This window comes from Sphingomonas aracearum (assembly GCF_003345355.1).
Lineage (GTDB): Bacteria > Pseudomonadota > Alphaproteobacteria > Sphingomonadales > Sphingomonadaceae > Sphingomonas > Sphingomonas aracearum.
In genome coordinates this window covers 818,767-843,266 of record NZ_QQNB01000001.1, presented here as the reverse complement: position 1 = coordinate 843,266, position 24,500 = coordinate 818,767, and the positions used below count along the sequence as shown (strand labels likewise).

Genomic DNA, 24,500 nt, shown 5'->3' with positions numbered 1-24,500 from the left:
AGTCCTTTAGCTGCCCGGCGCCTGCGCGGGGCGCGCGGCAGTGGTGGTGGTGGTGTTGCCCGCCGTACGACGGAATTCCTCGCGGACGTCATGGCCCAGCGCATTGGCGACGAGTGCCGCCTGTTCGAGCTGGTGCCGCTTCATCAGGCCCGTCGCGGGGGAGGCGGCGGCGGCGCGACCGGCATAGCGCGGGCGCTGCGGCTTCACGCCGGCCTTGACCATCGCGTCCTCGATGAACGGCTCGACGAAGAACCAGTATCCGTTGTTACGCGGCTCTTCCTGCGCCCAGATCACCTCTTCGAGGCTGGTCATGCGCTTCAGGCGCTCGACCAGCGGCTCCCCCGGGAAGGGGTAGAGCTGCTCGATGCGGACGATCTCGGTCCCGGTGTCGCCGGCGGCGTCGCGGGCCTCGAACAGGTCGTAGGCGACCTTGCCGGTGCACAGGACGAGGCGCTTCACGTCCGCATCCGCCGGCTTGTTGGGATCGGAGAGGATGCGGCGGAAGTGGCTGTCGCCCAGGAACTCGTCCGCGCTCGATACCGCCGCCTTGTGGCGCAGCAGCGACTTGGGCGTGAACACCACCAGCGGCTTGCGGAAGCTGCGATGCATCTGCCGGCGCAGCAGGTGGTAATAGTTGGCCGGCGTGGTGCAATTGGCGACCTGGATGTTGTCCTGCGCGCACAGCTGCAGGAAACGCTCCGGACGCGCCGAGCTGTGCTCGGGGCCCTGACCCTCGTAACCATGCGGCAGCAGCATCACCAGGCCGTTGGCGCGCAGCCACTTGGACTCGCCCGATGCGATGAACTGGTCGATCATGATCTGCGCGCCGTTGACGAAGTCGCCGAACTGCGCCTCCCACATCACCAGCGTCTTGGGGTCCGCCAGCGCATAGCCGTATTCGAAACCGAGCACGCCATATTCGCTGAGCGGCGAGTCGAGCACTTCGAAGCGGCCGTGCGGCAGCGTGGTGAGCGGCACGAACTTATGCTCGTCATTCTGGTCGACCCACACGGCGTGGCGCTGCGAGAAGGTGCCGCGGCCCGAATCCTGGCCGGACAGGCGCACGCCATAGCCCTCGGACAAGAGCGAGCCGAACGCCAGCGCCTCGCCGGTCGCCCAGTCGAACCCCTGGCCGGAGGAGAACATCTGCCGCTTGGCGTCGAGCACGCGACCCAGCGTCTTGTGGACGGTAAGGTCTTCGGGAACGGTCGTCAGCGTGCGGCCCAGGCTGTCGAACAGCTTGCGGTCGATGCCCGTCTCGACGTTGCGGCGCGCGGTTTCGGCATCGGCCGGGGCATGGAGGCCCGACCAGCGCCCGGCGAACCAGTCCGCCTTGTTCGGGCGGTAGCTGGCACCCGCCTCGAACTCGCCTTCCAACAGGGTCGTGTATTGCCTGACGTTGTCGTCGATCCACGCCTGGTCGACCACGCCCTGTTCGATCAGCTTGCCGCCATAGATCTTGCTGACCGGCGCATGGCTGCGGATCGCCTTGTACATCAAGGGCTGGGTGAAGCTCGGCTCGTCGCCCTCGTTGTGGCCGAAGCGGCGATAGCACCACATGTCGATCACCACGTCGCGGTGGAACTTCTGCCGGTATTCGATCGCCATCTTGGTGGCGAAGGTGACGGCCTCGGGATCGTCGCCGTTGACGTGGAACACCGGCGCCTGCACGCCCTTGGCCACGTCCGACGGATAGGGGCTGGAACGCGCGAACTGCGGGCTCGTCGTGAAGCCGACCTGGTTGTTGATCACGAAGTGAACGCAACCGCCGGTATTGTAGCCGCGGATGCCGGAAAAGCCGAGGCACTCCCACACGATGCCCTGGCCGGCGAACGCCGCGTCGCCGTGGATCAGCACCGGCAGCGCCATCTTGTGCTCGGTCAGGTCGCCGGCGATCGTCTGGATCGCGCGGGTCTTGCCCAGCACGACGGGGTCTTCCGCCTCGAGGTGAGAAGGATTGGCGACCAGCGACATATGCACGCTGATGCCGTCGAACTCACGGTCGGTGGAAGTGCCGAGATGGTACTTCACGTCGCCCGAGCCCGCCACGTCCTCCGGGCTGGACGAGCCGCCGCCGAACTCGTGGAAGATCGCGCGGAACGGCTTGCCCATCACGTTGGACAGCACGTTCAGCCGGCCGCGATGCGCCATGCCGAACACGATCTCGTTGACGCCGTACTGGCCGCCATATTTGATGAGGCTTTCCAGCGCCGGGATCATGCTCTCGCCGCCGTCCAGGCCGAAGCGCTTGGTGCCGACATATTTGCGGGCGCAGAACTTCTCCCACTCCTCGGCTTCGATCACCTTGTTGAGGATCGCCTTCTTGCCGAGCGGCGTGAAGTCGATCGCCTTGTCCTTGCCCTCCATGCGCTCCTGAAGGAACACGCGCTCCTCAACATCGGCGATGTGCATGTATTCGAGGCCGACATTGCCGCAATAATTGGCGCGCAGGATGTTCACCAGCTCGCGGATGGTCGCCCATTCCAGGCCCATCGTGCCGCCGAGATAGACCGGGCGATCGATGTCCGCGTCGGTGAAGCCGTAATATTCGGTCTTGAGGTCCGCCGGCAGCTCGCGCAGCCCCGACAGGCCGAGCGGATCGAGGTTCGCGGCGAGGTGCCCGCGCACGCGATAGGTGCGGATCAGCAGCTGGGCGCGGATCGCGTCGCCCGCCGCCTTGACGATATCGTCCTTGCTCGGCGCAGGCGCGGCCGGCGCCGCGGCGGGAGCGGGCTTGCCGCCGCCCTTCGCGGGCTTGGGCGCGGGCTCCATCTGCGTCGGATCGAGCGCGGCGGTGAGGTCGTCGGTGGTGGTGAGCGGCCAGTTGGACTTGCCCCAGCTCGGCCGCTGCGCCTGTCCCTCGAGCCCGTCGAAGAACTGCCGCCAGCCGGCCTCCACGCTGTCCGGCGCCGACTGGTAGCGCTGGTAGAGCGTTTCGAGATAGGCGGGGCTCACGCCGCCGGCGATCTCGCCGAAATCCAAACCTTCAAGGCCCATCACTCACGTCCTTCCGGCATCCTGGGGAGGAATGCCAAGGCGGGCGCGGGAGACGAAAACGCTTCTCCCGCGCCGCGCATTTTACCCCTTCAACACTTCCAGCAGCGTGGAGCCCAGCTCCGACGGGCTTGCCGCCACCTTGATGCCGGCCGCTTCCATCGCCGCGATCTTGCTTTCCGCGTCGCCCTTGCCGCCCGACACGATCGCGCCGGCATGGCCCATGCGACGCCCCGGAGGCGCCGTGCGGCCGGCGATAAAGCCGGCCATCGGCTTGCTTCGGCCGCGCTTGGCCTCGTCGATCAGGAACTGCGCGGCCTGCTCCTCGGCGTCGCCGCCGATCTCGCCGATCATGATGATGGATTCGGTCGCGTCGTCGGCCAGGAACAGCTCCAGCACGTCGATGAAGTTGGTGCCGTTCACCGGATCGCCGCCGATGCCCACCGCGGTGGTCTGGCCCAGGCCGGCGTTCGAGGTCTGGAACACCGCCTCATAGGTCAGCGTGCCCGAGCGCGAGACGACGCCCACCGAGCCCTTCTTGAAGATGGAGCCCGGCATGATGCCGATCTTGCACTCGCCCGGCGTCAGCACGCCCGGGCAGTTCGGGCCGATCAGGCGGCTCTTGGAGCCGGACAGCGCGCGCTTGACCTTGACCATGTCGAGCACCGGAATGCCCTCGGTGATGGCGACGATCAGCGGCACCTCGGCGTCGATCGCCTCCAGGATCGAGTCCGCGGCAAAGGGCGGCGGCACGTAGATCACGGACGCGGTCGCGCCGGTCTTCTCGACCGCCTCGGCGACGGTGTCGAAGTTCGGCAGGCCGAGCTCCTCATGGGTGGTGCCGCCCTTGCCCGGCGTCACGCCGCCGACCATCTGCGTGCCGTAGTCCAGCGCCGCCTTGGTGTGGAAGGTGCCGGTCTTGCCGGTCATCCCCTGGGTGATGACCTTGGTGTTCTTGTCGACGAGGATGCTCATTGCTTCTCCTTGTTCCCCGGCGAAGGCCAGGGCCCAGTTGGGGAGGCGGTCATGGTTGTGCGATCCGATCGAACAGGTCTTCCCAATCCGGGTTGAGCCCTTCAACTTCCCGCAGCTTCCAGTCCCGCTTCCACTCCTTCATCCGCAGCTCGCGCTGCCGTGCTGACTCGATGCTGTCATGCGCCTCATACCAGACCAGGAGCTTGCAGCCGTGCTTCTTCGTGAACCCTTCGATGATCCCGGCGCGATGTTCCAGGACGCGCTTGAGCAGATTGCTCGTCACGCCGATGTAGATCGTTCCGTTCCGCCTGCTCGCCATGATGTAGACGAAGCCGGGCGTGCCCATTGTGGAGGTTCTCCCAACTGGACCCCGGCCTTCGCCGGGGAACAGATCAGTTCAGCGTTTCGTCGATGCCCTTGCAGGCGACCAGCAGCTCCTTCACCGCGTCCACCGACACGGTGAGGTTCTGCTTGGCCTCCTCCGACAGCTTCACCTCGACCACCTTCTCCACGCCGCCGGCGCCGATCACCACCGGCACCCCGACATAGAGGTCGTCCACGCCGTACTGGCCGGTCAGGTGCGCCGCGGCCGGCAGGATGCGCTTCTGGTCGTAAAGGTACGCCTCGGCCATCGCGATGCCGCTGGTGGCGGGCGCGTAATAGGCCGAGCCGGTCTTGAGCAGCGCGACGATCTCGCCGCCGCCGCCGCGGGTGCGCTTGATGATCTCGTCGACCTTCTCCTTCGTGGAGAAGCCCATCTCGATCAGGTCGGCGACGGGGATGCCCGACACCGTGCTGTATTCGAGCACCGGCACCATCGTGTCGCCGTGCCCGCCGAGCACGAACGTGTTCACGTCCTTCACCGACACGCCGAACTCCTCGGCAAGGAAGTGGCTGAAGCGGGCCGAGTCGAGCACGCCGGCCATGCCGACCACCTTGTTGTGCGGCAGGCCGGAGAATTCGCGCAGCGCCCAGACCATCGCGTCGAGCGGGTTGGTGATGCAGATCACGAAGGCGTCGGGCGCATTGTCGCGGATGCCTTCGCCGACTGCCTTCATCACCTTCAGGTTGATGCCGAGCAGGTCGTCGCGGCTCATGCCCGGCTTGCGGGCGACGCCGGCGGTGACGATGATGACGTCGGCGCCGGCGATGTCGGCATAATCGTTGGAGCCCTTGATGGAAGCGTCGAAGCCTTCCACCGGGCCGCACTGCGACAGGTCCAGCGCCTTGCCCTGCGGCACGCCCTCGACCACGTCGAACAGGACGATGTCACCCAGGCCCTTGAGCGCAGCGAGATGGGCGAGCGTGCCGCCGATATTGCCGGCGCCGATCAGCGCGATCTTCTTGCGGGCCATGAGAGTCCTTTCCCGTTTGCCGCCCCGCGGCGGTGCGGGCGGGTGTCGCGCCGCGGCTTAGGCCCTTCTTGGCCGCGGGGCAACCGCAAAAGGAGACAATCGCGCCGCTTAATGCAAAGAGATCGCAGTAGCAATAGGCCGACCTTCGCGGACCGTGGCAGCGCGGGAAATCACGCGGTGCAGGGTTCGTGCCGTCGCGAGGGATGCGGAACCCTGCGGGCCGTTTAGGGCGGCGAGCAGTCGCCGGCCGGCAAGAAAGCCACTGGACGAAGAAAAGGTCGACGCCGAGCCAGCCGGGGCTGAGCGACGCGCGGAAGTGGAGGCCGGGCACCGCAGCATCGCCAGACCGCGCAACGCATCAAGCATCGGCTGGCGGGATGGTCCATGCGGCGCCGTCCAGGGCAGCAGGATCTAAGAAGCGGTAGCGCCCGTTCCGTGGCCCTGGGCGAGATAGTCCTCGGAGCGCATCTCCTCCAGCCGGCTGACCGTGCGCTGGAACTCGAAGGCGCCGTCGCCGCGCTCGTACAAGGCGTCCGGCTCGGCATCGGCCATGGCGAGCAGCTTGACCTTGTGCTCGTACAAGGCGTCGATCAGCCCGACGAAGCGCGCGGCCTCGTTGCGGTTGTCGGGTCCGAGACGGGGGATGCCGACGAGGATCACGGTGTGGAAGCGCCGGGCGATCGCCAGGTAGTCCGGCGTGCCGCGCGCCTCGCCGCACAATCGCTTGAAGGAGAAGACGGCCACGCCCTTCAGGCTCTTGGGTACGTGCAGGGTGCGGCCGCCGGGCACCGCGATGTCCTCGGCGGGAACATGCTCGCGGTCCTCCGGCGCGAAATCGGTCAGGCGGAAGAAGGCGGCGGAAAGCGTCGCGGTGTTGGCGGGCGAGTTGGGCACCAGCCAGGTGTCCATGCGGCCGAGCCGGTCGCGGCGGTAATCGATCGGGCCGTTCAGCGCGAGCACGTCCAGCCGCTGTTCGATAAGGGCGATGAACGGCAGGAAATGCTCGCGGTTCAGCCCGTTCCTGTAGAGCTCGGACGGGGCGCGGTTGCTGGTCGTCACCACCGTCACGCCGTGTTCCAGCAGCGCGGTGAACAGGCGCGAAAGGATCATGGCATCGGGCGAGTTGTTGACGATCATCTCGTCGAACGCCAGCACCCGCGTTTCGGCGGCGATGGCCGCGGCGGTGGGCAGAACGGGATCGCCGATCTCCTTGCGGCGCTCGACGCCCAACCGCTCGTGCACCTCCAGCATGAACTCGCCGAAATGCACCCGGCGCTTCTTCTCGACCGCAAGGCAGGAGAAGAACAGGTCCATGAGCATCGACTTGCCGCGACCCACGCCGCCCCACAGATACACGCCGCGCGGGGAAGGCGGCGCCTTGCCGCGCAGGCGATCGAACAGGCCGAGCCTGGGCGCGCCGGCTTCGAGCTCGCGCTGGAGCCGGTCGAGCCGGGCGGCGGCGGCGGCCTGTTCGGGGTCGCGCTTCAACTCGCCAGCGGCGATCAGCTCTTCGTAGCGGGCGAGGACGGAGGTCATTTCTGTTCTCCCGCGACGGCGGGAGTCCAGGGCCGCGAGCGATGCGCCTGCGGCTCTGGGTTCCCGCCTGCGCGGGAACACGGTTGAGGCCGGTTCATCCGGCAGCGCCCGACGACTTGCGCAGCGTGCCGGAAAAGCTCGCCACGGTGCCGATGCTGTCCTGCACGATCAGGCCGCGCAGGAAGAGCATGCGGCCGGTTTCGCGAAGAAGCTCGATCCGCGCTTCCAGCGGCTCGCCGACCTTGCCGCCGGCGATGAACTGCGACGACAGGTCCAGCGTCACCGCGCGGCCCGCGCCGAGCGAGCCAAAGGCGCGCGCGGCGGCGAACAGGGCGACGTCCATGAACCCGAGCAGCGCGCCGCCATGCACGTTGTCGCCGAGATTGGAATGCTTGTGCTCCGGCGTCATCCGCACGCGCGCCACGCCATCGTCCACCCGTACCAGCAGCGGGCCGAGAAAGGCGTTGTAGCGATCGGGATCGGCCAGATCCCACGCCATCCAGCCGGGGTGGTCGGCGGAAGGTTCGAAGCGGAAGCGGGGCGTGGCCTCGGAGGAGGGGCTCAAAGAACCCGCTCCACCTCCATCTTCTTGATCTCGGCGATCGCCTTGGCCGGGTTCAGGCCCTTGGGGCAGACGTTGGCGCAGTTCATGATCGTGTGGCAGCGGTACAGGCGGAAGGGATCCTCCAGCTCGTCCAGCCGCTCGCCGGTCATCTCGTCACGGCTGTCGGCCAGCCAGCGATAGGCCTGGAGCAGGATCGCCGGGCCCAGGAACTTGTCGGCATTCCACCAATAGCTGGGGCAGGAGGTGGAGCAGCAGGCGCACAGGATGCACTCGTACAGGCCGTCCAGCTTCTCGCGATCCTCCGGCGACTGCAGCCGCTCCTTGCCGGCGGGCGCGGGCGTGACGGTCTGCAGCCACGGCTTGATGGAGGAATATTGCGCGTAGAAGTGCGTGAAGTCCGGAACGAGATCCTTCACCACGTCCATGTGCGGGAGCGGCGTGATGCGCACGTCGCCCTTGCAGTCCTCGATGGCGGTGGTGCAGGCCAGGCCGTTGCGGCCGTTGATGTTCATCGAGCACGAGCCGCAGATGCCCTCGCGGCAGGAGCGGCGGAAGGTGAGCGACGAATCCTGCTCCGACTTCATCTTGATAAGCGCGTCGAGCACCATCGGCCCGCATTCGGCCATGTCGATCTCGAACGTGTCGTAGCGCGGGTTCTCGCCGCTGTCGGGATCGTAGCGATAGACCTTGAACGTCTTCACGTCCTCGGCGCCCGCCTCGGCCTTGTGCACATGGCCGTTCTTCTTGATGACGCTGTTCTTCGGAAGCGCGAATTCGGCCATCGCCAAACAATTCCCTCTAGGCTTTCGTCCAGCGGCTATGCCTTTCGCAGCCGCAGCGCAAGCCCTTCACGCCGGCCGGTTGGCCAGCACGCTGTCGAGCAGGCCGGGGAAGCGCGCGTCGAACTCGGCACGGCGCAGGCGGTTTCGCTGATCGCGGCCGTCCGCGCGCGACTCGATCAGCCCGGCGTTGCGCAGAACCTTGAAGTGGTTGGACAATGTGCTCTTGGGCACGGAGCAGGCGCCGGTTCCCGCACAATTGAGGTCCGGCGAACCGGCCAGCGTGGCTACCATGTCCAGCCGCACGGGATCGGCCAGCGCGTGCAGCGCAGCGGCGAGGCTCACATCGGTCAGGCGGGGATGCACGAAATCGGACATGGGCCCGATGTAAGAGAGAATGTCACAGTTTCATAGTTCGGAACTATTGAACTAACTGGACGGCCTCCCAGATGAGCGTCCGCCGGCAGCGGGCCTGAAGGGCACACGCGGGCATCTGGAGTTTCGTGTCATGAGCTTGAAGGGCAAAAAGGCGATCGTCACCGGCGGGTCGCGCGGCATCGGGGCGGCGATCGCGCGGCAACTGGCCGCGGAGGGCGCGGACGTCGCGATCACCTATGCCGGCAACCGCGAAGGCGCCGAGGTGACCGTCGCGGCGATCGAGAAAGCGGGCGCGCGCGGCTTCGCGTTCCAGGCCGATGCGGCAAACTCCGCCTCGCAGCAGGCCGGGATCGAGCAGGCCGCCGCGGCGCTCGGCGGGATCGACATCCTGGTGCAGAATGCCGGCGTTGCCGCCTTCTCCACGCTGGACACCGACACGGACGACGCGTTCGACCGCATGTTCGACACCAACGTGAAGGGGCTGAACGTGGGCCTGCGCACCGCCCTGCCGCACCTGGGCGAGGGTGGGCGCGTGATCCTGATCGGCAGCGTGGTGGCCGACAAGGGCTTTGCCGCCAACGGCATCTATTCGGGCACGAAGGGCGCGGTGAAGGCGATGGGTCGGGCCTGGGCGCTGGAGCTGGCGCCCCGGGGCATTCTGGTCAACGTCGTCCAGCCGGGCGCGACAGATACCGACATGAACCCGGCCGATGGCGAGTTCGCCAGGCAGGTGACGAGCATGGTGCCGCTGGGCCGCTATGGCCGGCCGGAGGAGATCGCCAACGCGGTGACGTTCCTGGCGAGCGACAAGGCGTCGTACATCACGGGCACCACCCTCAACGTTGATGGCGGGGTGACCGTCTAGATCACGTCCAGCACGAGGCCGAGGTCGCGCGCTTCCTCGGCCTCCATGTACCAGTTGGTTACCGCCTTTTTCTGCAGCTCCTCGAAGCTGATCCGGCTGCCGGCGACGAGATCGCGAAAGCCTTCCTCCTCGATGCGGATCGACTCCTCCAGCTCGTGCAGCTTGCCTTGCACGATGGTCACGGCGGCGCGCAGCGGGCCGACAAGCGCGAGCTGGCTGGTCATCTGCCGCTCGTGCAGCATCAGGCGGGTGCCGCGGGTGAGAAAGCGCTTGTCGGCGGGAAAGGACGCCATGAACGTCGCGCCGGCGGAATAGACCGAGACCTTGCCGAGGAACAGCGTCTCGCGGCCGGTATATTGGCGCAGCAGGCGCAGGTCGTCGCCCATCGCGCGCGCCATCTCCGGATCGCCGCCCAGCGTGGTGAGGGAGACGACGATCGGGCCGTCGGCGGGCACGTTTGCCAGTTGCTGGCGGAAGCTCGAATACATGGTGTCGTCCACCTGGCCATGCAGGTGGATGTGCGGCAAAGCGAGCAGCGGATAATCGGTCGGGTGGCTTGTCGCGGCGGCGGTGTCGGTCATGGAGCGCGCAACCGCCGGCACGGGCGGTGGTTCCCGCTACATCCGGTCGAGCAGGGTCACCGCGGGCGTGCCGACCGGCGCGGTGGCGGCTTTCGGAGCCCGCCGGTCCAGCGCATCCAGCCAGGCGCCCGCGCGCGAACCGATCGCGACCTGCGGCTGCGAGGGCTCGAGCTTGCCCTTGCCCTCCCACGCCGCGATCAGGCCGGAGGCTTCCCGGGCGGCGACGGCGAGCGGCTGGGCCTTGCGCAAGCCATGGTTGACCAGCGCGTCGCCGAAGAAGGTCCAGTCGCTGTCCGCCTGGCAGCCGAACGAGCTGCGGGTGGCGGAGGCGGCGGTCAGGATCACGCTGTCGTCGCTCGCCAGCATCGGCACGAACACGCCGGAAAAGCAGGCCGACAGGATCACCAGGCGACGGCGCAGGTGCAGGTCGTCCAGCATCGACCAGAGCCGTGCCGGGCTGATCGCGCCATAACCCTCGTCGCCGTCGCTGTAGACGATGCCGAACGGCGCGCCGTGGCTGGTGGTGTAGAGCACCAGCACGTCCTCGGCCGGGTCCATCAGCTCGGCGATGCGCGCCAGCGCCGCCTCGATCGCGGGCGGCGAGCCGATCGGCAGGGGCGAGGGCGCGGCGCCGTCGCTGCCCGCCAGCGTGACGGTGCGCCCGGCCGCGTCGTAGCGGCGCGACAGCACCCTGGCCGCCTCCCGCGCCTCGCGGCCGAACACGGGATCGCTGTCCAGCGCGACCGAGAGCACATAGGCGTCCACCACGCCCTTGCGCTGCGGCAGGAGCGGGGCGAGCGCCTTGTCCAGCCGGCGATGCTCGGCCAGCGCCCAGCCGGCGGGGCGGCCGCGCTCGGTGGACAGGCCCTGGTCGGCGAGCCGCTCGAACGCGCCGATCGGCGGCGGATCGGCATTGTGCTGCGGCGGCGTGTAGCCGGCCTGCTGCGCGGGGGCGCGCGGGGGCGCGGACAGGGGCGCCGAAAGCGCCGACCCGCACGCCAGCGCCACCAAGCCGCACGCCAGAACCCGCCTGATCCGCCGCATCGTTCCCGCCCCTGTTGCGGCGGCGATGGTTCAGGGAAGCGGGACGATTGTCAATGCGGGGTGGATTGGGGCGATCAAGGCCCGGGGCGGGCGGAAAGCGGACCTTTGGCTGCCCGGCGGCACATCTGATTTTCGGCACCGCCTGCGCCCGCGGACCCGGCCCGGCGGTTTTCGCGTTGGGGGGTCATGCGTCTGTCGATGAAGACTGTCTCCCTTGCCGACGCCACGTCCTGGATCGTTATCGGCGGCTTCGCGCTCGCCTGCCTGCTGCTGAGCCACGCCCTGGGTTTCGGCGTGCTGCCGGCGCGCGCCATGCTGCCTGCGCTTGGGGTGGCGGTGCTGGCGGGAGCGCTGGCGCTGGGAAGAAGGCGAGGGGACGCCCGGCTGGTGGCCGGAGCCACCGCGTTTCTGCAGATGACGTTGTTCACGATCCTGGGCGTGGTGCTCGCCTATCTGCTGGCAGCGCGCAACGGGCCGTTATGGGATGGGTGGCTCGCCGCGGCGGATGCACGGCTGGGACTGGACTGGCCCGCGATCCTCGCCGCGTCCGACCGGCTGCCGGCGCCGCTGCTGCTGGTCGGCGGCGTCGCCTATCACAGCCTGGTTCTGCAGATGGTGGGATGCATCGTGGTGCTCGCCGGCACCGGCCGGAGCGAGCGGCTGCGCACAACCGTCGCTGCCGCAATCCTGGCAGGCGCGGTGACGATCCTGCTGTCGGGACTGCTGCCGGCGGTCGGCAACCTGTTCGATCCCGATCGCTACCGCACGTTATGGCCATCCGTCGCCTGGCGGGATCACCCGTTGATCCTGGGTCTGCGCACCGGCGCCGTCCGGCAGGTGGACCTGTCGCACATGACGGGGATCGTCAGCTTTCCCAGCTATCACGCGGCGCTGCCGGTGATCCTCGTCTGGGGGCTGTACCCGGTTGCCCGCCTGCGCGCTCCGGCGGCGATCTGGGCGGGGCTGACGATCCTGGCAACCCCGCTGTTCGGCGGCCATTATGTCGTCGACGTGCTGGCGGGCCTGCTGCTGGCGATCGGTGCCCTTGCCGTCGCCGCGCGGCTGGCCGCGCACGTCCCCGCTCCAAATGGACTGCGCTCGCCCGCTATCCGTGCTACACGTCCCGCACGCGCCATTGGCCCGGGCTGTGCCGGCCGCACGCAGGGCGCCGAGGTAGTTCATGACCTGGTATGAGAAACTGCTGATCGTCCTGGCCATGGTGCTGTTCATGGAAGTGTTCGCCTGGGCGACGCACAAATATGTCATGCATGGCTGGGGCTGGGGCTGGCACCGCTCCCACCACGAGCCGCGCGAGGGCGCCTTCGAGCGCAACGACCTCTATGCGGCGACCTTCGCGGTGATCGTGATCGCGCTGTTCGCCCTCGGCACCGTCTGGGAGCCGGTCTGGTGGGTCGCGCTCGGCATCACCGTCTACGGCGCGATCTATGCCTTCGTCCACGACATGCTGGTGCACCAGAGGTTCGGGCTGCGCTGGGTGCCGCGGCGGGGCTATTTCAAGCGGCTGCACCAGGCGCATCGGCTGCACCATGCGGTGAAGGGCAAGGAAGGCGGCGTCAGCTTCGGCTTCCTGTTCGCACCCGATCCCGTCCGGCTCAAACGTCGGCTGGCCGAACGCGCCGAACGATGAGCCGGGAACGGCACGGGGGCGATGCGCGGCATGGCCTGGTGCTGGCCGCGGCGATCGGCGGCGCGTGGGCGGCGGTGCATGTCGGCGGCATCTTCTTCTGGCGGTGGAGCCCCGTTTCCGCGCTGCTGGCGCCGGTCGTCGTCCTCGCGCAGGCCTGGTTGAGCACCGGGCTGTTCATCATCGCGCACGATTGCATGCATGGCTCGCTGGCGCCGGGACGGCCGCGGCTGAACAGGATGGTGGGGACGCTGTGCCTGGGCGCCTATGCCGGCCTGTCCTACGGCGCGCTGCTGCCCAAGCATCACGCGCACCACGCCGCCCCCGGAACGACGAGCGATCCCGACTTTCATGCCGGCGCGCCGAGGCGGGCGCTGCCGTGGTTCGGGGCCTTCTTCCGCAATTACTATACGCATGGACAGATCGCGCGGATCACCGCCGCGGCGATCGTCTACCTGCTGCTGGGCGCTTCGCTTCTCAACATCGTGATCTTCTGGGCGATCCCCGCTCTGCTGGCGCTGGGACAATTGTTCGTGTTCGGCACCTATCTGCCGCACCGCCATGACGACCGGCCCTTCGCCGATGCGCACAATGCTCGCAGCAGCACGCTCAGGCCGCTCCTGTCGCTGATGACCTGCTTTCACTTCGGCGCCTATCACCACGAGCATCATCTCAGCCCGGGCACGCCGTGGTGGCGGCTGCCGGCGTTCAGGCGGGAGACGCTAGCGCGGCGGTGATGGCGGCCGCTGCGCCGGCTGCGCCACCCCCGGCGGCGATCTCGGCGGCGAGGCCATGCGCGGCCCGGGCGTAGCCCGGCCGGTCGATAACCTCCCGCAACGCGTCCGCCAGCGTTCGCGCGCTCAGCCGTCGCGGGGACAGCGTGCGGCCCGCCCCGATGCGAACGAGCCGGGCGGCGGTTGCCGGTTGCTCGAAGCCGATCGGCAGCGCCACGATCGGCACGCCTGCCGCCAGCGCATCGAGCACCGAGTTGAAGCCGCCATGCAAGATCGTCGCGGCGCACCGGCGCAGCACCGCCGCCTGCGGCCAGAAGGCGCGCACCAGCGGATCGCCGGGCAGGGCGGCTTCCTCCTCCCGCGACAGGCCGCCGCCATGGCCGATCACCGCCCGCGCGCCGATCATCGCGCAGGCCTGCGCCATGGTCGCGAACAACGCCCGGCGCGAGCCCTGGAGCGTGCCCAGCGAGCAGAAGACGAGCGGCCGGCCATCGTCGGGCAGGGGCGGCCCCTCCGCCTCCCCCGACCGCCAGGGCGAGCCGTAGCGGAACGTCGGCGGCAAGGCGCGGCGCGGGTAATCCAGCCCCTGCGGGCATTGCGCGACCTGCACGCGGGGCGGCTCGCCCGGCGCGGCGAGGCCCCATTCGCGCCGGTGCGCCTCCAGCACGTGCGCGACCGGCCGCATCAGCCAGTCGGTCACCGCATAGCCGCCCCGGTTCCGGAACCTGCCCAAGGCGTCGGGGCGATAGCGCCAGCCGAGAAAGGGCGGCGGCACGTCGGCCTCCCCCAGCAGCGGCAGGCCGGTGACCGCGACGGCATGCGGCAGGCCAAGCTTCCGGGCGATCAGCGCCCCGGCGGGCTCGACCGCATCGGTCAGCACCGCCGTGGCGCCGATCCGCTCCAGCACCGCCGGCGCTTCGGCCAGCAGGCGATCCGTCATCGCGGCCGTGGCGCGGATCATCCGGTTCAGCCGAACGGGTCCGTTCGGGTCCACCAGCGCCGCCAGATACGCGTCGAACACCGCCTTCGTCCCGCCTGGCAGGGGCGAAAAGCCGAGTGCGGGGTCGGTCACGAAATGCCGCGCCGGCTCCATGTGCACCATGGACACGCGCCAGCCCCGGCCGACCAGCTCTCTCGCCAGGACCCCTACGGGGTTGAGATGGCCCGGCACCGGCGCCGTGATGATGGCGAGGTGCCCTGCCGTCGACGGGCCGTTTCCAAGAGAGCCACTTTCGCGCATTTCGGGTGAGCATGACCGCACGGAAGTTCGGCGCGCAAGGGTGAAAGCACGTCGCCAGCTATACCCGGCACGGCTCGATTAAGGGATGTGTCGGCGGCGCGGTGAACGGACTGTTGGGAACAGGCAGACGTTTTCGAGGTTGCAGGTACGAGCGGGGTCGCTTGCGGGGACGCCCCTCCACCAGCCTTGCGGCTGGTCCCCCTCCCCGCGGAGCGGGGAGGATCGAACGACGAATAGCGGGCGCGCGTGTACGCGGCCCGTGAACACGAGGGAAAGGGATCGACCGGCGCGTCCTAGCCACGGTTTTGCACCCGGGGCTCGACGACTTTTGAGACACTCGCTGTAACTACGAAGCGTCGAGACTTCTTGTGTCTGCCGGGTATCGGCGACGCCCCCGGTACTCTGCCGCACCGGCTCTGGCATGGAGGGATGGTCTGGCTGCTCTCACCTAGCCAGCCCGTCCCTCCGGACGTCTTCAAACCTTCCCCGACCCTGATGAACGGACATCCGACTTTAGTCCCGGATGGCTCCGCGCCGGTCGATCGCCGGGCATGGTGCTTGTGACGGCACCACCACCGGCTGCTTTCGTCCAACCCCGCCGCAGGCCCTTACCGCGGTTCTGAACTGCGGCGGCGTATAGCCATATGGGTTCGTTGTGTCAAGGCCCTTGTTCCCCGGCGGAGGCCGGGGTCCAGTTGGGGGCGGGTGGTTGGGGGTCGCCGCGCTATCACTCCGGCCATCCCAACTGGGCCCCGGCCTTCGCCGGGGAACAGGGAGAAGGGTTGGTTCACGCGAAGACGCGAAGACGCGAAGAGAAGGCAGAAGAATAGGGTTCACGCGGAGGCGCGGAGGCGCGGAGGAGGGTGCGCTTGAGGGGAGCGGGTGGCCGTCTAACGGGATTACTGACGAGCTTTGCGCGTCGACTCCTCTCTCTCCTTCTCTGCGCCTCTGCGCCTCCGCGCCTCCGCGCGAACAACCTTCTTCGCGTCTTCGCGGTTTCGCGTGAACGGATCGCGCTACTTGCGCAGCTGACCGTCTTTGTCGGGCTGAGGTGCGGGCGCGATCGTCGGGGCGCACTGAAGTGCGTCATGGGCGGAGCCCATGACGTCGGTCGCCGCTATCGCGGCGCCGGCCGGAGCGCCGCCAAGCGCGGCCGAGCCGTCAGGCTCGGCCTTGCGCGGCGCTTAGTACACCCGCTTCTTGGGCTTGATATAGTCGACGTCGTCGGTGAGCGTATAGTCGTGGACCGGGCGGTAGCCGATGTCCACCGCGCCGCCGGTGCCGCCCCAGCCGGTGAAGGTGGAGGTGGTGTGCTTCATCCACTCGGCGTCGTTTCGCTCGGGGAAGTCCTCGTGCATGTGCGCGCCGCGCGATTCCTTGCGGTTGGCGGCGCTCTGGATCGTCACCATGCCCTGCGCGAGGAGATTGTCGAGCTCCAGCGTCTCGACCAGGTCGGTGTTCCAGATGAGCGAGCGGTCGGTGATGCCGACGTCCGCCAACGAAGCATAGACCTGCTTCATGTGCTCCACGCCCTCGTTGAGGAGCGCGGTGTCGCGGAACACGGCGCAGTGGCGCTGCATGGTGCGCTGCATGTCGGCGCGGATCTTCGCCGTCGGGAGGCTGCCCTTCGCATTGCGGAAATGGTCCAGGCGGGAAAGCGCCAGCTCCTCCGAGCCCTTGGGCAGCGGATTGTGCGGCGTGTTCTGCTTCAGCGTTTCCTTCAGGCGCAGGCCGGTGGCGCGGCCGAACACCACGAGGTCGATCAGCGAGTTCGAGCCGAGGCGGTTGGCGCCGTGGACGGACACGCAGGCGGCCTCGCCGACGGCATACAGGCCGGGCACGATGCTGTCGGGATCGCCGTCCTTCAGGCGCACGACCTCGCCGTGATAGTTACACGGGATGCCGCCCATGTTGTAGTGGACGGTGGGCACCACGGGCAGCGGCTGGCGCGTGAGGTCGACGCCGGCGAAGACCTTGCCGGTCTCGGTGATGCCGGGCAGGCGCTCGTGCAGCACCTTGGGATCGATATGGTCGAGGTGAAGGAAGATATGGTCCTTCTCCTTGCCCACGCCGCGGCCTTCGCGGATCTCCATCGCCATCGAGCGGGCGACCACGTCGCGCGACGCCAGGTCCTTGGCGGAGGGGGCGTAGCGCTCCATGAAGCGCTCCCCTTCGGAATTGGTGAGGTAGCCGCCTTCGCCGCGGGCTCCTTCGGTGATGAGCACGCCCGCACCGTAGATGCCGGTGGGGTGGAACTGCACGAATTCCATGTCCTGCAGCGGCAGGCCGGCGCGCAGCACCATGGCGTTGCCGTCACCGGTGCAGGTATGCGCCGACGTGGCGGACTGGTAGACGCGGCCGTACCCGCCGGTCGCCAGCACCACGGCATGGCTGCGGAAGCGGTGGATCGAGCCGTCCTCCATGCAGAGCGCGATCACGCCCCGGCACTCGCCGTTCTCCATGATGAGATCGAGCGCGAAATATTCGACGTAGAAGGTCGCGTCATACTTCAGCGACTGCTGGTAGAGCGCGTGGAGCATGGCGTGGCCGGTGCGGTCGGCGGCGGCGCAGGTGCGCTGCACCGGCGGGCCTTCGCCCATGTTCTGCATGTGGCCGCCGAACGGGCGCTGGTAGATGGTGCCGTCCTCGTTGCGGCTGAACGGCACGCCCGCGTGCTCGAGCTCGATCACCGCCTGCGGCGCCTCGCGCACCATGTATTCGATCGCGTCCTGGTCGCCCAGCCAGTCGGAACCCTTCACGGTATCGAACATGTGCCAGGACCAGTGGTCCGGCGAGTTGTTGCCGAGCGACGCGGCGATGCCGCCCTGCGCCGCCACCGTGTGGCTGCGGGTGGGGAACACCTTGGTGATGCAGGCGGTCTTCAGGCCCGTCTCGGCGATGCCCATGGTGGCGCGCAGGCCCGAACCGCCCGCGCCGACGACCACCGCGTCATAGGTGTGGTCGATGATCTTGTAGGCTTCAGCCATTATGCCGCGGCTCCGGTGGTCGCCGTGAAGGCGATCTTGAGGATGGAGAAGATCGCGATGGCACCCATGCCGACCGCAAAGAAGTTCAAGAGGATCATCAGCACGGTGCGGCTCTCGTCATGCTGATAGTCCTCGATCACCACCTGAAGCCCCAGGCGGAAATGGTAGAAGACCGAGATCACCAGCAGCACGAGCGGCACCGCCACCCACATGGAGCCGAGCCAGGCATGGACGCCGGCATAATCGAGCGCGGGCAGGCGCGCGAGCGAGAGCATGAACCAGCCCATGAGGAAGAAGTTCGACGCCGAGGTGAGGCGCTGGCGCCACCAATGGTGCGCGCCGTGCTTGGCGCTGCCCAGGCCGCGCACGCGGCCGATCGCGGTTCCGCGTCCCATCACTTCACCCCCAGGATATAGGCCCAGAACACGGCGGTGAGCACAACGGACACGACCATCGTCGCCATCGCGCCGGTCTTGTTGGTCTTCAGCTCGTAGCCGGCGCCCACGTCCAGGATCCAGTGGCGCACGCCTGTCGACATGTGCTGGAAGAACGCCCAGCTCAGCCCGATCGCCACCACATAGCCGATCGCCCCGCCGGCCAGCTCGCGGAAGAACCACAGCCAGGTGGCATAGGCCTCCGGCCCGGCGGCCTGTGCGGCGAGCCACCAGACGAGGCCCACGGTGCCGCCCAGTGCCATGGCGGTGCCGGTGGCGCGGTGCAGGATCGAGACCAGCATGTGCGGCCCCCAGCGCCAGATCTGCAGATGGGGACTGAGCGGTCGATTGATCGGGCGGCTGGCCAAGGCGTGGATCCTTGCTGAAGCGACAGGGCTGAAAAAGCAGGCGGAATGGCGACCTATTATCGCCCGGGCGGCATGATGCAAGGTGCATCGCGGCAACGCACCATGGCCGTTCACTAACCCGGCCTTAACCAGCACGCGGTTACCGCAAGTGCCAGACAGCCGGCCGGTGGGGCCCGGAACGGTCTACAACAGGGAGCTTCCGCCTTGCCTTCTGACCTGCCTGCCAGCGGCACCATCGCGGCCAAGATCGATCTCGGCACCCGGCTGAGGGCGTTCGATTTCGACGGCACGCTGCAAGGCGCCGCCCGCGACGTGTGGACGGTGATCGAGCCGGAAGCGGGCAAGATCGCCATGGCGTTCTGGCATCAATGGCGCCGCGCCGCCCCCGGCGTGCGCGACTGGCAGCCGCATGACGAACCGCGCATGGTGGAACTGGGCATCGCCTATCTGCGCAACCGCTTCTGCGACGTGACCGGCCGCGCCTGGGTGGAGTCAATGGAGCGTTCGGTCACCGCCGGCTATCAGGCGGGCGTGTCGACCATGGCGCTCCTGTCCATGACCTGCGCCAGCGACCGGGCGGCGCTCGATATCCTGCTCGGCCGCCTGAAGAGCGACGACCCGCGGCTGGCGACGATGATCGACACGCTGATGCGGCTGACCGGGCTGGAAAACGACATCACGGTGGAGATCTTCAACGCGCTGCGCGGGCGGGCCTCGCGCGGCGAGCGCGACCGGCTGGCCGTGGCCTTTCGCGAGGACATCGCGGCGGCGGTGGAGAATGCGACGCAGGAATCGGGCAGCCTGCGCGATCAATCGGTGCGCACGTCCAACGCGGCGCGCGGCATGCTGGGCAAGACCAGCGAGGTCGCGGCCGCCGCCGAACAGTCGGCGGTGGCGATGCGCGAGGCGGCGCAAACCGCGGCGGGGCTGATCCGCGCGATCGAGGATGCGCGGGGCGAAGTGGAGGTGGCGGCCGAGATCGCCAACCGCGCCAGCGACCAGGCGGGGCAGGCGGTGGGCATGAGCGAGGCCCTGAGCGACCATGCCAAGTCGATCGAATCGATCCTGGGCCTGATCCGTGACATTGCCGGGCAGACGAACCTGCTGGCGCTGAACGCCACGATCGAGGCGGCGCGGGCCGGCGATGCGGGCCGCGGCTTTGCCGTGGTGGCGCAGGAGGTGAAGAGCCTCGCCAGCCAGACCGCAAGGGCCACCGACGATATCGCTGCCAAGATCGCGGCGATCCAGTCGGCCACGCGCGGCACGGTGGAAACCAATGCGGGCATCAAGGCGACGGTCGCCGAGGTGCAGGAATCGGCGCAGCGCATCCGTTATGCCATGGAGGCGCAGGCGCAGACCGTAACGGCGATCACCGCGGCAGTGGACGAAACCGCGCTGGCGGCGGATTCGATGAGCAACACCATCGCGGCGATCCGCGAGGACACCGAAGGCGTCGCCACCGAGATCGAGGCGGTCGGCCAAGGCTTCGATGCACTGGATGGGCGTCTAGGCACGCTGAAGAACAGCGCCGGGGACTTCGTGGCAAAGGTCGCCGCTTAAGGAAAGTCGGAACGAGGATGGCGGAAAACGGGCTGGAGCGCTCCGGCACAAGCGCGGCGGCGGAGCGATCCGCGGCCACCCGGCTGCGCGCCTATGATTGGGACGGCACGCTGGCGGCGTCGCTGGCCGAGCTGCCGCCCTTGCTGGAAGGGCGGCATGAGGAGATCGCCGAGGCCTTCTGGGACGCGTATCTCGACCTGCCCGACACCGCGCATCTCCGCCGGTTGCTCGCCGATCCGGCACGCCGCGCCGCGCAGATGACGCGCAGCGCCGAGTATAGCCGCCAGAAATATACCCGCCCGTTCGACGATGCCTGGATCGGCGGCGCGTTCGACAATGCGCGGCAATCCTATGTCGCGCGGGTGCCGCTGCCGCTGCTGACCGCCGCGCTGTCCCGCGCGCACGGCAAGGCGCTGGAGGTGCTGGCGGAGCGGCTGGCGGGCGACCTGCCGCGGTTCCGCCGGCTGGCCGACGTGGTGCAGCGCCTGGCCATGCTGGAAGCGGCGGTGATGTCTGAATTCCTTGCCGCGCAGGCCGAAGGGCAGGCCGCGCGCGAGCGGCGGACCCGGGGCGAGGCGTTCACCGGCACCATCGCCGGCGCGATCGAGCGGATGGCGGTGCTCGGCCGGGGCATCGACGTGCAGGCGCACCAGGTGGCCGAGGCGGCGCAGGGAACGCTGGTGCGCACGAGCGAGGTCGCGGCGGCCGCCGAACAGTCGGCGGTGGCGATGCGCGAGGCGGCGCAGACCGCGGCGGGGCTGATCCGCGCGATCGAGGATGCGCGCGGCGAAGTGGAGGTGGCGGCCGAGATCGCCAACCGCGCCAGCGACCAGGCGGGGCAGGCGGTGGGCATGAGCGAGGCCCTGAGCGACCATGCCAAGTCGATCGAATCGATCCTGGGCCTGATCCGCGACATTGCCGGGCAGACGAACCTGCTGGCGCTGAACGCCACGATCGAGGCGGCGCGGGCCGGCGATGCGGGGCGCGGCTTTGCCGTGGTGGCGCAGGAGGTGAAGAGCCTCGCGAGCCAGACGGCGCGCGCGACGGACGACATCGCCGCCAAGATCGCCGCGATTCAGTCGGCCACCCGCGGCACGGTGGCAACCAATGCCGGCATCAAGGCGACGGTGGCCGAGGTGCAGGAATCGGCGCAGCGCATCCGTTATGCCATGGAGGCGCAGGCGCAGACCGTCACCGCGATCACCGCGGCGGTGGACGAAACCGCGCTGATCGCCGACGGCACTGCCGACACGGTGGCGGCGATCCTTTCCGAAACCGAGCAGGTGGCCGGCGACATCGCTGCCGTGCAAGCGAGCCTGATGGAGATCGGGCAGCGTTTCGACACGCTGAAGGACGCGGCGGAGCGGTTCTCGCAGACGGTGGCTGCCTGATCCTTCCGCCGTGACGCCGGCGCGGCGCCGCGCTACTTTCGATCCATGACCCGCATTCTCGCAACCGGCACCAGCCGCGGCATCGGCGCCGCCATTCTCCACTCGCTGTCCGACCAGCAGATCGTCGGCCATGCCACCCGGCCCGACAACGGCACCGCGATCCCGGCCGACTTCGACGAGCCCGGCGCGGCGAACGCCCTGTGGGACGAGGCGCTGGCGCGGCTGGGCGACGTGGACGTCCTCCTCAACAATGCCGGCATCTTCGAGGCGGTGCCGCTGGACGATCCCGACTGGCTGGCCGGGTGGGAGCGGACGATGCGGGTGAACCTGACCGCCTCGGCCGAACTGTGCCGGCGCGCCGTGCTGCACTGGCAGGCGCGGGGCCGGGGCGGGCGGATCGTCAACATCGCCAGCCGCGCCGCCTATCGCGGGGACAGCCCGGCGCACTGGCATTATGCCGCCGCCAAGGCCGGCATGGTGGCGATGACCAAGACCATTGCCCGCGCCTATGCGCGCGACGGCATCTACGCCTTTGCGATCTGCCCCGGCTTCACCATGACGGGCATGGCCGACGACTATCTGGCGAGCCGCGGCGGGACCGCGCTGCTGGCCGACATCCCGCTCGGCCGGGTGGCCGAGCCGGCGGAGATCGCCGCCATGGCCCGTTTCTGCGCGCTGGATGCGCCGCCGTCGATGACCGGCGCGGTGCTGGACGCCAACGGGGCCAGCTACGTGCGGTGACTGTTCGTATCCTCCCCTGCAAAGGGGAGGGGGACCGCCGCCGAAGGCGGGGGTGGAGGGGCGATGCCAGGAGCGCAGCGTCCGCGGCCGCGCCCCTCCACCAGCCTGCGGCTGGTCCCCCTCCCCGGGCCGGGGAGGATCCTTGTGCCTGGGCTTCGTTGGGGGTGATGAAAGGGGCTTGCGCTACTCCCACAGGTCTATTGACTACGGCTGTAATCGGCGTACGACTACAACCATAGTCAATACGGGAGCGAGTCGAATGGCCGAGCGGATCAGCGACGCGGAACATGCCGTGATGGAGGTTTTGTGGGACGAAAGCCCGCTCACCGCGCAGGACGTGGCGGAGCGGATTTCCCCGGCGCGCGACTGGTCCGCCAACACGGTGAAGACCCTGCTCGGGCGGCTGCTGGCCAAGAACATCATCGCGCATGAGGAGGACGGCCGGCGCTATCGCTATCGCCCGCTCGTCGCGCGGGGCGACTATGTGGAGGGCGAGAGCCGCAAGCTGATGGACCGGCTGTTCGGCGGCAAGCTGACGCCGCTGGTCGCCCACCTCGCCGAGCGCGATGCCCTGACCAGCAAGGACATCGCCGAGCTCGAAGCGCTGTTGAAGGACCTGAGGCAGTGACCGCCCCCCTCGTGCAATCCGGTCCGCTGATCGCCTGGGCGGTCGAGACCCTGGCCGCGTCCAGCGTGCTGATGGCGCTGGTGCTGCTGATCCGCGGGCGCGTGCGCCGGGCGTTCGGGCCGGACGTCGCCTATGCGCTGTGGGCGCTGCCGCTGCTGCGCATGGTGCTGCCGCCGCTGCCCGCCGCGTGGAAGAGCGCCGCACCGGTGGCGGCGGCGGGCGACACGATCACGGTCTACGTGGTGGAGCCGCTGAGCGGCGGGCAGGTCGCCGCCGCGACGGCCGCGGCCGCCTTTCCGTTCGGAACGGTGCTGCTGGGCCTGTGGCTGGCCGGCGCGCTGAGCTTTGCCGGCTGGCACATGGCCAGCCATGCGCGCTTCTGCCGGCGCCTCGTCGGCACCGCGGCGCGCGAGACAATGGTGGACGGCGTGCACCTGATCGAGAGCGACGCGGCCAGCGGACCGCTCGCCTTTGGCCTGCTGCGCCGGTACGTCGCGTTTCCGCGCGACTTTGCCGAACGCTACGAAAGCGACGAGCGCGACCTGGCGCTGGCGCACGAGCTGGGCCACCACCAGCGCGGCGACCTGCTGGCCAACTGGATCGCGCTGGCGGTGCTTGCCTGCCACTGGTTCAACCCGCTCGCGTGGCGCGCCTTTCGCGCCTTTCGCGCCGACCAGGAGATCGCCAACGATGCGCGCGTGCTGGCCGGCTGCAGCGCGGTGACCCGGCATGCCTATGCCTGCGCGATCGTGAAGGCGGCGCATGGCGGGGCGGTGTCCGCCGCCTGCCACCTCCATACCATCGAGGATCTGAAAGGGAGACTGACCATGCTGAAATCCGCTCGTCCCTCACGCTCGCGGCTGATGGCCGGCGGCGCGGCCGTGGCCTCCCTGACGCTGGCGGGGCTGGCGATCACCGCGTCCGGCACCGCCGCGGCCGAGCGGGTGCGGACGTCGGTGGAGACGGCAACCGGCGTCGAGCTGTCGCAGATCGCCGCGCCGGCAGCGCCGGCCGCGCCGCCCGCGCCGATGACGGTCGCCAGCCCGGCCACCCCTGCGCGGCCGGCGGCTCCCGCGCTGGCGGCCCCGGTGGCGCCTGCCGCCTTCTCGGCCGCGCTGGCAACGCCCGCCGTGCCTCCGGTACCCGCCGCGCCCCCGGTGCCGCCCGCGCCGGTTGCCGGCGAAAGCCGCTCCATCCAGGTGACCAGCACCGACGGCGGGCCCAAGAAATACCGCATCGTCGTGCAGAAAAGGGACGGCAGCGTGGAAACCCGCGAGGGCGTGGGCGATCCGGCGGCGGCGCTGGCCGGCATGCCCGAGGTGTCCGAGCAGAACTGCCCCGGCACCGATCGCGAGAAGATGGTGCGGCACGACAGCAGCGGCGGCCGCAACCGCATCGTGATCTGCACCAACCATATCGAGGCGGCGGCCAGCGAAGGCGCCAAGGTGGCCGTGAACGCCGCCCGGATCGAGCGCAACGCGATGCGCGCCGCGCGCGACAGCCTGCGCCAGGCGCGCAGCTCCATTGCCGCCAACCGCGACATGGGCGCGGCGCAACGGGCCGAGGCGCTGAAGGGCATCGACGAGGCGATGGCCGAACTGGACAACGAAAAGGATTGATCGGCCGATAGCGCCGGCCGCTCCTCCGCGAGCGGCCGGCGTTCGTCGCACGGCTTTACCTTTCGTTTACCGCTGCCGCCC

General features: G+C 69.0%; 23 protein-coding genes. 9 read left to right on the top strand and 14 right to left on the bottom strand.

Annotated elements, in window-relative coordinates:
- Nucleotides 1-6 precede the first annotated feature (6 nt).
- The 8 genes from DVW87_RS04140 to DVW87_RS04105 all read right to left on the bottom strand — a co-directional run bounded on the left by DVW87_RS04140 (nt 7) and on the right by DVW87_RS04105 (nt 8,582).
- Nucleotides 7-2,997 (bottom strand): 2-oxoglutarate dehydrogenase E1 component, encoded by a 2,991-nt coding sequence (locus DVW87_RS04140; protein ID WP_114686452.1) that lies wholly within the window; start codon nt 2,995-2,997, stop codon nt 7-9.
- Nucleotides 2,998-3,078: 81 nt separating this feature from the next.
- On the bottom strand, nt 3,079-3,969 hold the full coding sequence (sucD, locus tag DVW87_RS04135) for a succinate--CoA ligase subunit alpha (RefSeq protein WP_114686451.1): 891 nt from the start codon (nt 3,967-3,969) through the stop codon (nt 3,079-3,081).
- 49 nt (nt 3,970-4,018) lie between these two features.
- Nucleotides 4,019-4,315 (bottom strand): GIY-YIG nuclease family protein, encoded by a 297-nt coding sequence (locus tag DVW87_RS04130; RefSeq protein WP_114686450.1) that lies wholly within the window; start codon nt 4,313-4,315, stop codon nt 4,019-4,021.
- Nucleotides 4,316-4,361: 46 nt separating this feature from the next.
- On the bottom strand, nt 4,362-5,324 hold the full coding sequence (mdh, locus tag DVW87_RS04125) for a malate dehydrogenase (protein ID WP_114686449.1): 963 nt from the start codon (nt 5,322-5,324) through the stop codon (nt 4,362-4,364).
- Nucleotides 5,325-5,735: 411 nt separating this feature from the next.
- Nucleotides 5,736-6,860 (bottom strand): cell division protein ZapE, encoded by a 1,125-nt coding sequence (gene zapE / locus DVW87_RS04120; RefSeq protein ID WP_114686448.1) that lies wholly within the window; start codon nt 6,858-6,860, stop codon nt 5,736-5,738.
- A gap of 94 nt (nt 6,861-6,954) precedes the next feature.
- Complete coding sequence (locus DVW87_RS04115) at nt 6,955-7,359, bottom strand: PaaI family thioesterase (protein ID WP_114687061.1); 405 nt, start codon at nt 7,357-7,359, stop codon at nt 6,955-6,957.
- 62 nt (nt 7,360-7,421) lie between these two features.
- On the bottom strand, nt 7,422-8,207 hold the full coding sequence (locus DVW87_RS04110; RefSeq protein ID WP_114686447.1) for a succinate dehydrogenase iron-sulfur subunit: 786 nt from the start codon (nt 8,205-8,207) through the stop codon (nt 7,422-7,424).
- Nucleotides 8,208-8,273: 66 nt separating this feature from the next.
- Nucleotides 8,274-8,582 (bottom strand): ArsR/SmtB family transcription factor, encoded by a 309-nt coding sequence (locus DVW87_RS04105; RefSeq protein WP_114686446.1) that lies wholly within the window; start codon nt 8,580-8,582, stop codon nt 8,274-8,276.
- A gap of 130 nt (nt 8,583-8,712) precedes the next feature.
- On the opposite strand from DVW87_RS04105, the gene DVW87_RS04100 reads away from it, so the two are divergent.
- Complete coding sequence (locus DVW87_RS04100) at nt 8,713-9,447, top strand: SDR family NAD(P)-dependent oxidoreductase (protein ID WP_114686445.1); 735 nt, start codon at nt 8,713-8,715, stop codon at nt 9,445-9,447.
- On the opposite strand, the gene DVW87_RS04095 is transcribed toward DVW87_RS04100, so the two are convergent.
- The gene (locus DVW87_RS04095) at nt 9,444-10,028 is read right to left on the bottom strand and encodes a ClpP family protease (protein ID WP_114686444.1); all 585 of its coding nucleotides are present in this window, start codon (nt 10,026-10,028) and stop codon (nt 9,444-9,446) included. The genes DVW87_RS04100 and DVW87_RS04095 overlap by 4 nt on opposite strands.
- 36 nt (nt 10,029-10,064) lie before the next feature.
- On the bottom strand, nt 10,065-11,072 hold the full coding sequence (locus DVW87_RS04090; protein ID WP_114686443.1) for a C13 family peptidase: 1,008 nt from the start codon (nt 11,070-11,072) through the stop codon (nt 10,065-10,067).
- Between the two features lie 198 nt (nt 11,073-11,270).
- Here DVW87_RS04090 and DVW87_RS04085 point away from each other — a divergent pair, with 198 nt between their 5' ends.
- The 3 genes from DVW87_RS04085 to DVW87_RS04075 are packed head-to-tail and all read left to right on the top strand — an operon-like array spanning nt 11,271 to nt 13,454.
- Complete coding sequence (locus DVW87_RS04085) at nt 11,271-12,266, top strand: phosphatase PAP2 family protein (RefSeq protein ID WP_181814715.1); 996 nt, start codon at nt 11,271-11,273, stop codon at nt 12,264-12,266.
- Complete coding sequence (locus DVW87_RS04080; protein WP_114686441.1) at nt 12,253-12,720, top strand: sterol desaturase family protein; 468 nt, start codon at nt 12,253-12,255, stop codon at nt 12,718-12,720. Before DVW87_RS04085 ends, DVW87_RS04080 begins: the two co-directional genes overlap by 14 nt.
- Nucleotides 12,717-13,454, top strand: a complete 738-nt coding sequence (locus tag DVW87_RS04075) for a fatty acid desaturase (RefSeq protein ID WP_114686440.1) — start codon at nt 12,717-12,719, stop codon at nt 13,452-13,454. Before DVW87_RS04080 ends, DVW87_RS04075 begins: the two co-directional genes overlap by 4 nt.
- Here DVW87_RS04075 and DVW87_RS04070 read toward each other — a convergent pair.
- From DVW87_RS04070 to sdhC, 4 genes are all read right to left on the bottom strand, one after another.
- Nucleotides 13,426-14,691 carry a glycosyltransferase gene (locus DVW87_RS04070; RefSeq protein WP_114686439.1) on the bottom strand — a complete coding sequence of 422 codons (1,266 nt, stop codon included), beginning with the start codon at nt 14,689-14,691 and terminating at the stop codon, nt 13,426-13,428. The two genes, DVW87_RS04075 and DVW87_RS04070, sit on opposite strands and share 29 nt — an antisense overlap.
- A 1,184-nt stretch (nt 14,692-15,875) precedes the next feature.
- Nucleotides 15,876-17,678: a succinate dehydrogenase flavoprotein subunit gene (gene sdhA / locus DVW87_RS04065; protein WP_114686438.1), complete on the bottom strand. Its 1,803-nt coding sequence runs from the start codon at nt 17,676-17,678 to the stop codon at nt 15,876-15,878.
- Entirely contained in the window at nt 17,678-18,073 is a 396-nt protein-coding gene (sdhD, locus tag DVW87_RS04060; protein WP_114686437.1) for a succinate dehydrogenase, hydrophobic membrane anchor protein, read from the bottom strand. Before sdhD ends, sdhA begins: the two co-directional genes overlap by 1 nt.
- The gene (gene sdhC / locus DVW87_RS04055; RefSeq protein WP_114686436.1) at nt 18,073-18,480 is read right to left on the bottom strand and encodes a succinate dehydrogenase, cytochrome b556 subunit; all 408 of its coding nucleotides are present in this window, start codon (nt 18,478-18,480) and stop codon (nt 18,073-18,075) included. Before sdhC ends, sdhD begins: the two co-directional genes overlap by 1 nt.
- A 216-nt stretch (nt 18,481-18,696) precedes the next feature.
- On the opposite strand from sdhC, the gene DVW87_RS04050 reads away from it, so the two are divergent.
- The 5 genes from DVW87_RS04050 (at nt 18,697) to DVW87_RS04030 (ending at nt 24,419) form a co-directional block, all read left to right on the top strand.
- Nucleotides 18,697-20,040, top strand: coding sequence for a methyl-accepting chemotaxis protein (locus tag DVW87_RS04050; protein WP_114687060.1), 1,344 nt, complete (start codon nt 18,697-18,699; stop codon nt 20,038-20,040).
- 17 nt (nt 20,041-20,057) lie between these two features.
- Nucleotides 20,058-21,431, top strand: coding sequence for a methyl-accepting chemotaxis protein (locus tag DVW87_RS04045; RefSeq protein ID WP_114686435.1), 1,374 nt, complete (start codon nt 20,058-20,060; stop codon nt 21,429-21,431).
- 45 nt (nt 21,432-21,476) lie between these two features.
- Complete coding sequence (locus DVW87_RS04040; RefSeq protein WP_114686434.1) at nt 21,477-22,172, top strand: SDR family NAD(P)-dependent oxidoreductase; 696 nt, start codon at nt 21,477-21,479, stop codon at nt 22,170-22,172.
- A gap of 259 nt (nt 22,173-22,431) precedes the next feature.
- Nucleotides 22,432-22,800, top strand: coding sequence for a BlaI/MecI/CopY family transcriptional regulator (locus DVW87_RS04035; RefSeq protein WP_114686433.1), 369 nt, complete (start codon nt 22,432-22,434; stop codon nt 22,798-22,800).
- Nucleotides 22,797-24,419 carry a M56 family metallopeptidase gene (locus DVW87_RS04030; protein ID WP_239017741.1) on the top strand — a complete coding sequence of 541 codons (1,623 nt, stop codon included), beginning with the start codon at nt 22,797-22,799 and terminating at the stop codon, nt 24,417-24,419. The genes DVW87_RS04035 and DVW87_RS04030 overlap by 4 nt, the downstream gene beginning before the upstream one ends.
- Nucleotides 24,420-24,500: the final 81 nt, after the last annotated feature.

What these genes read in the sequence shown, in the direction of transcription:
- DVW87_RS04140 (WP_114686452.1), bottom strand. Translation starts at nt 2,997, where the DNA reads ATGGGCCTTGAAGGTTTGGATTTCGGCGAGATCGCCGGCGGCGTGAGC.
- sucD (WP_114686451.1), bottom strand. Translation starts at nt 3,969, where the DNA reads ATGAGCATCCTCGTCGACAAGAACACCAAGGTCATCACCCAGGGGATG.
- DVW87_RS04130 (WP_114686450.1), bottom strand. Translation starts at nt 4,315, where the DNA reads ATGGGCACGCCCGGCTTCGTCTACATCATGGCGAGCAGGCGGAACGGA.
- mdh (WP_114686449.1), bottom strand. Translation starts at nt 5,324, where the DNA reads ATGGCCCGCAAGAAGATCGCGCTGATCGGCGCCGGCAATATCGGCGGC.
- zapE (WP_114686448.1), bottom strand. Translation starts at nt 6,860, where the DNA reads ATGACCTCCGTCCTCGCCCGCTACGAAGAGCTGATCGCCGCTGGCGAG.
- DVW87_RS04115 (WP_114687061.1), bottom strand. Translation starts at nt 7,359, where the DNA reads ATGGCGTGGGATCTGGCCGATCCCGATCGCTACAACGCCTTTCTCGGC.
- DVW87_RS04110 (WP_114686447.1), bottom strand. Translation starts at nt 8,207, where the DNA reads ATGGCCGAATTCGCGCTTCCGAAGAACAGCGTCATCAAGAAGAACGGC.
- DVW87_RS04105 (WP_114686446.1), bottom strand. Translation starts at nt 8,582, where the DNA reads ATGTCCGATTTCGTGCATCCCCGCCTGACCGATGTGAGCCTCGCCGCT.
- DVW87_RS04100 (WP_114686445.1), top strand. Translation starts at nt 8,713, where the DNA reads ATGAGCTTGAAGGGCAAAAAGGCGATCGTCACCGGCGGGTCGCGCGGC.
- DVW87_RS04095 (WP_114686444.1), bottom strand. Translation starts at nt 10,028, where the DNA reads ATGACCGACACCGCCGCCGCGACAAGCCACCCGACCGATTATCCGCTG.
- DVW87_RS04090 (WP_114686443.1), bottom strand. Translation starts at nt 11,072, where the DNA reads ATGCGGCGGATCAGGCGGGTTCTGGCGTGCGGCTTGGTGGCGCTGGCG.
- DVW87_RS04085 (WP_181814715.1), top strand. Translation starts at nt 11,271, where the DNA reads ATGAAGACTGTCTCCCTTGCCGACGCCACGTCCTGGATCGTTATCGGC.
- DVW87_RS04080 (WP_114686441.1), top strand. Translation starts at nt 12,253, where the DNA reads ATGACCTGGTATGAGAAACTGCTGATCGTCCTGGCCATGGTGCTGTTC.
- DVW87_RS04075 (WP_114686440.1), top strand. Translation starts at nt 12,717, where the DNA reads ATGAGCCGGGAACGGCACGGGGGCGATGCGCGGCATGGCCTGGTGCTG.
- DVW87_RS04070 (WP_114686439.1), bottom strand. Translation starts at nt 14,691, where the DNA reads ATGCGCGAAAGTGGCTCTCTTGGAAACGGCCCGTCGACGGCAGGGCAC.
- sdhA (WP_114686438.1), bottom strand. Translation starts at nt 17,678, where the DNA reads ATGGCTGAAGCCTACAAGATCATCGACCACACCTATGACGCGGTGGTC.
- sdhD (WP_114686437.1), bottom strand. Translation starts at nt 18,073, where the DNA reads ATGGGACGCGGAACCGCGATCGGCCGCGTGCGCGGCCTGGGCAGCGCC.
- DVW87_RS04045 (WP_114686435.1), top strand. Translation starts at nt 20,058, where the DNA reads ATGGCGGAAAACGGGCTGGAGCGCTCCGGCACAAGCGCGGCGGCGGAG.
- DVW87_RS04040 (WP_114686434.1), top strand. Translation starts at nt 21,477, where the DNA reads ATGACCCGCATTCTCGCAACCGGCACCAGCCGCGGCATCGGCGCCGCC.
- DVW87_RS04035 (WP_114686433.1), top strand. Translation starts at nt 22,432, where the DNA reads ATGGCCGAGCGGATCAGCGACGCGGAACATGCCGTGATGGAGGTTTTG.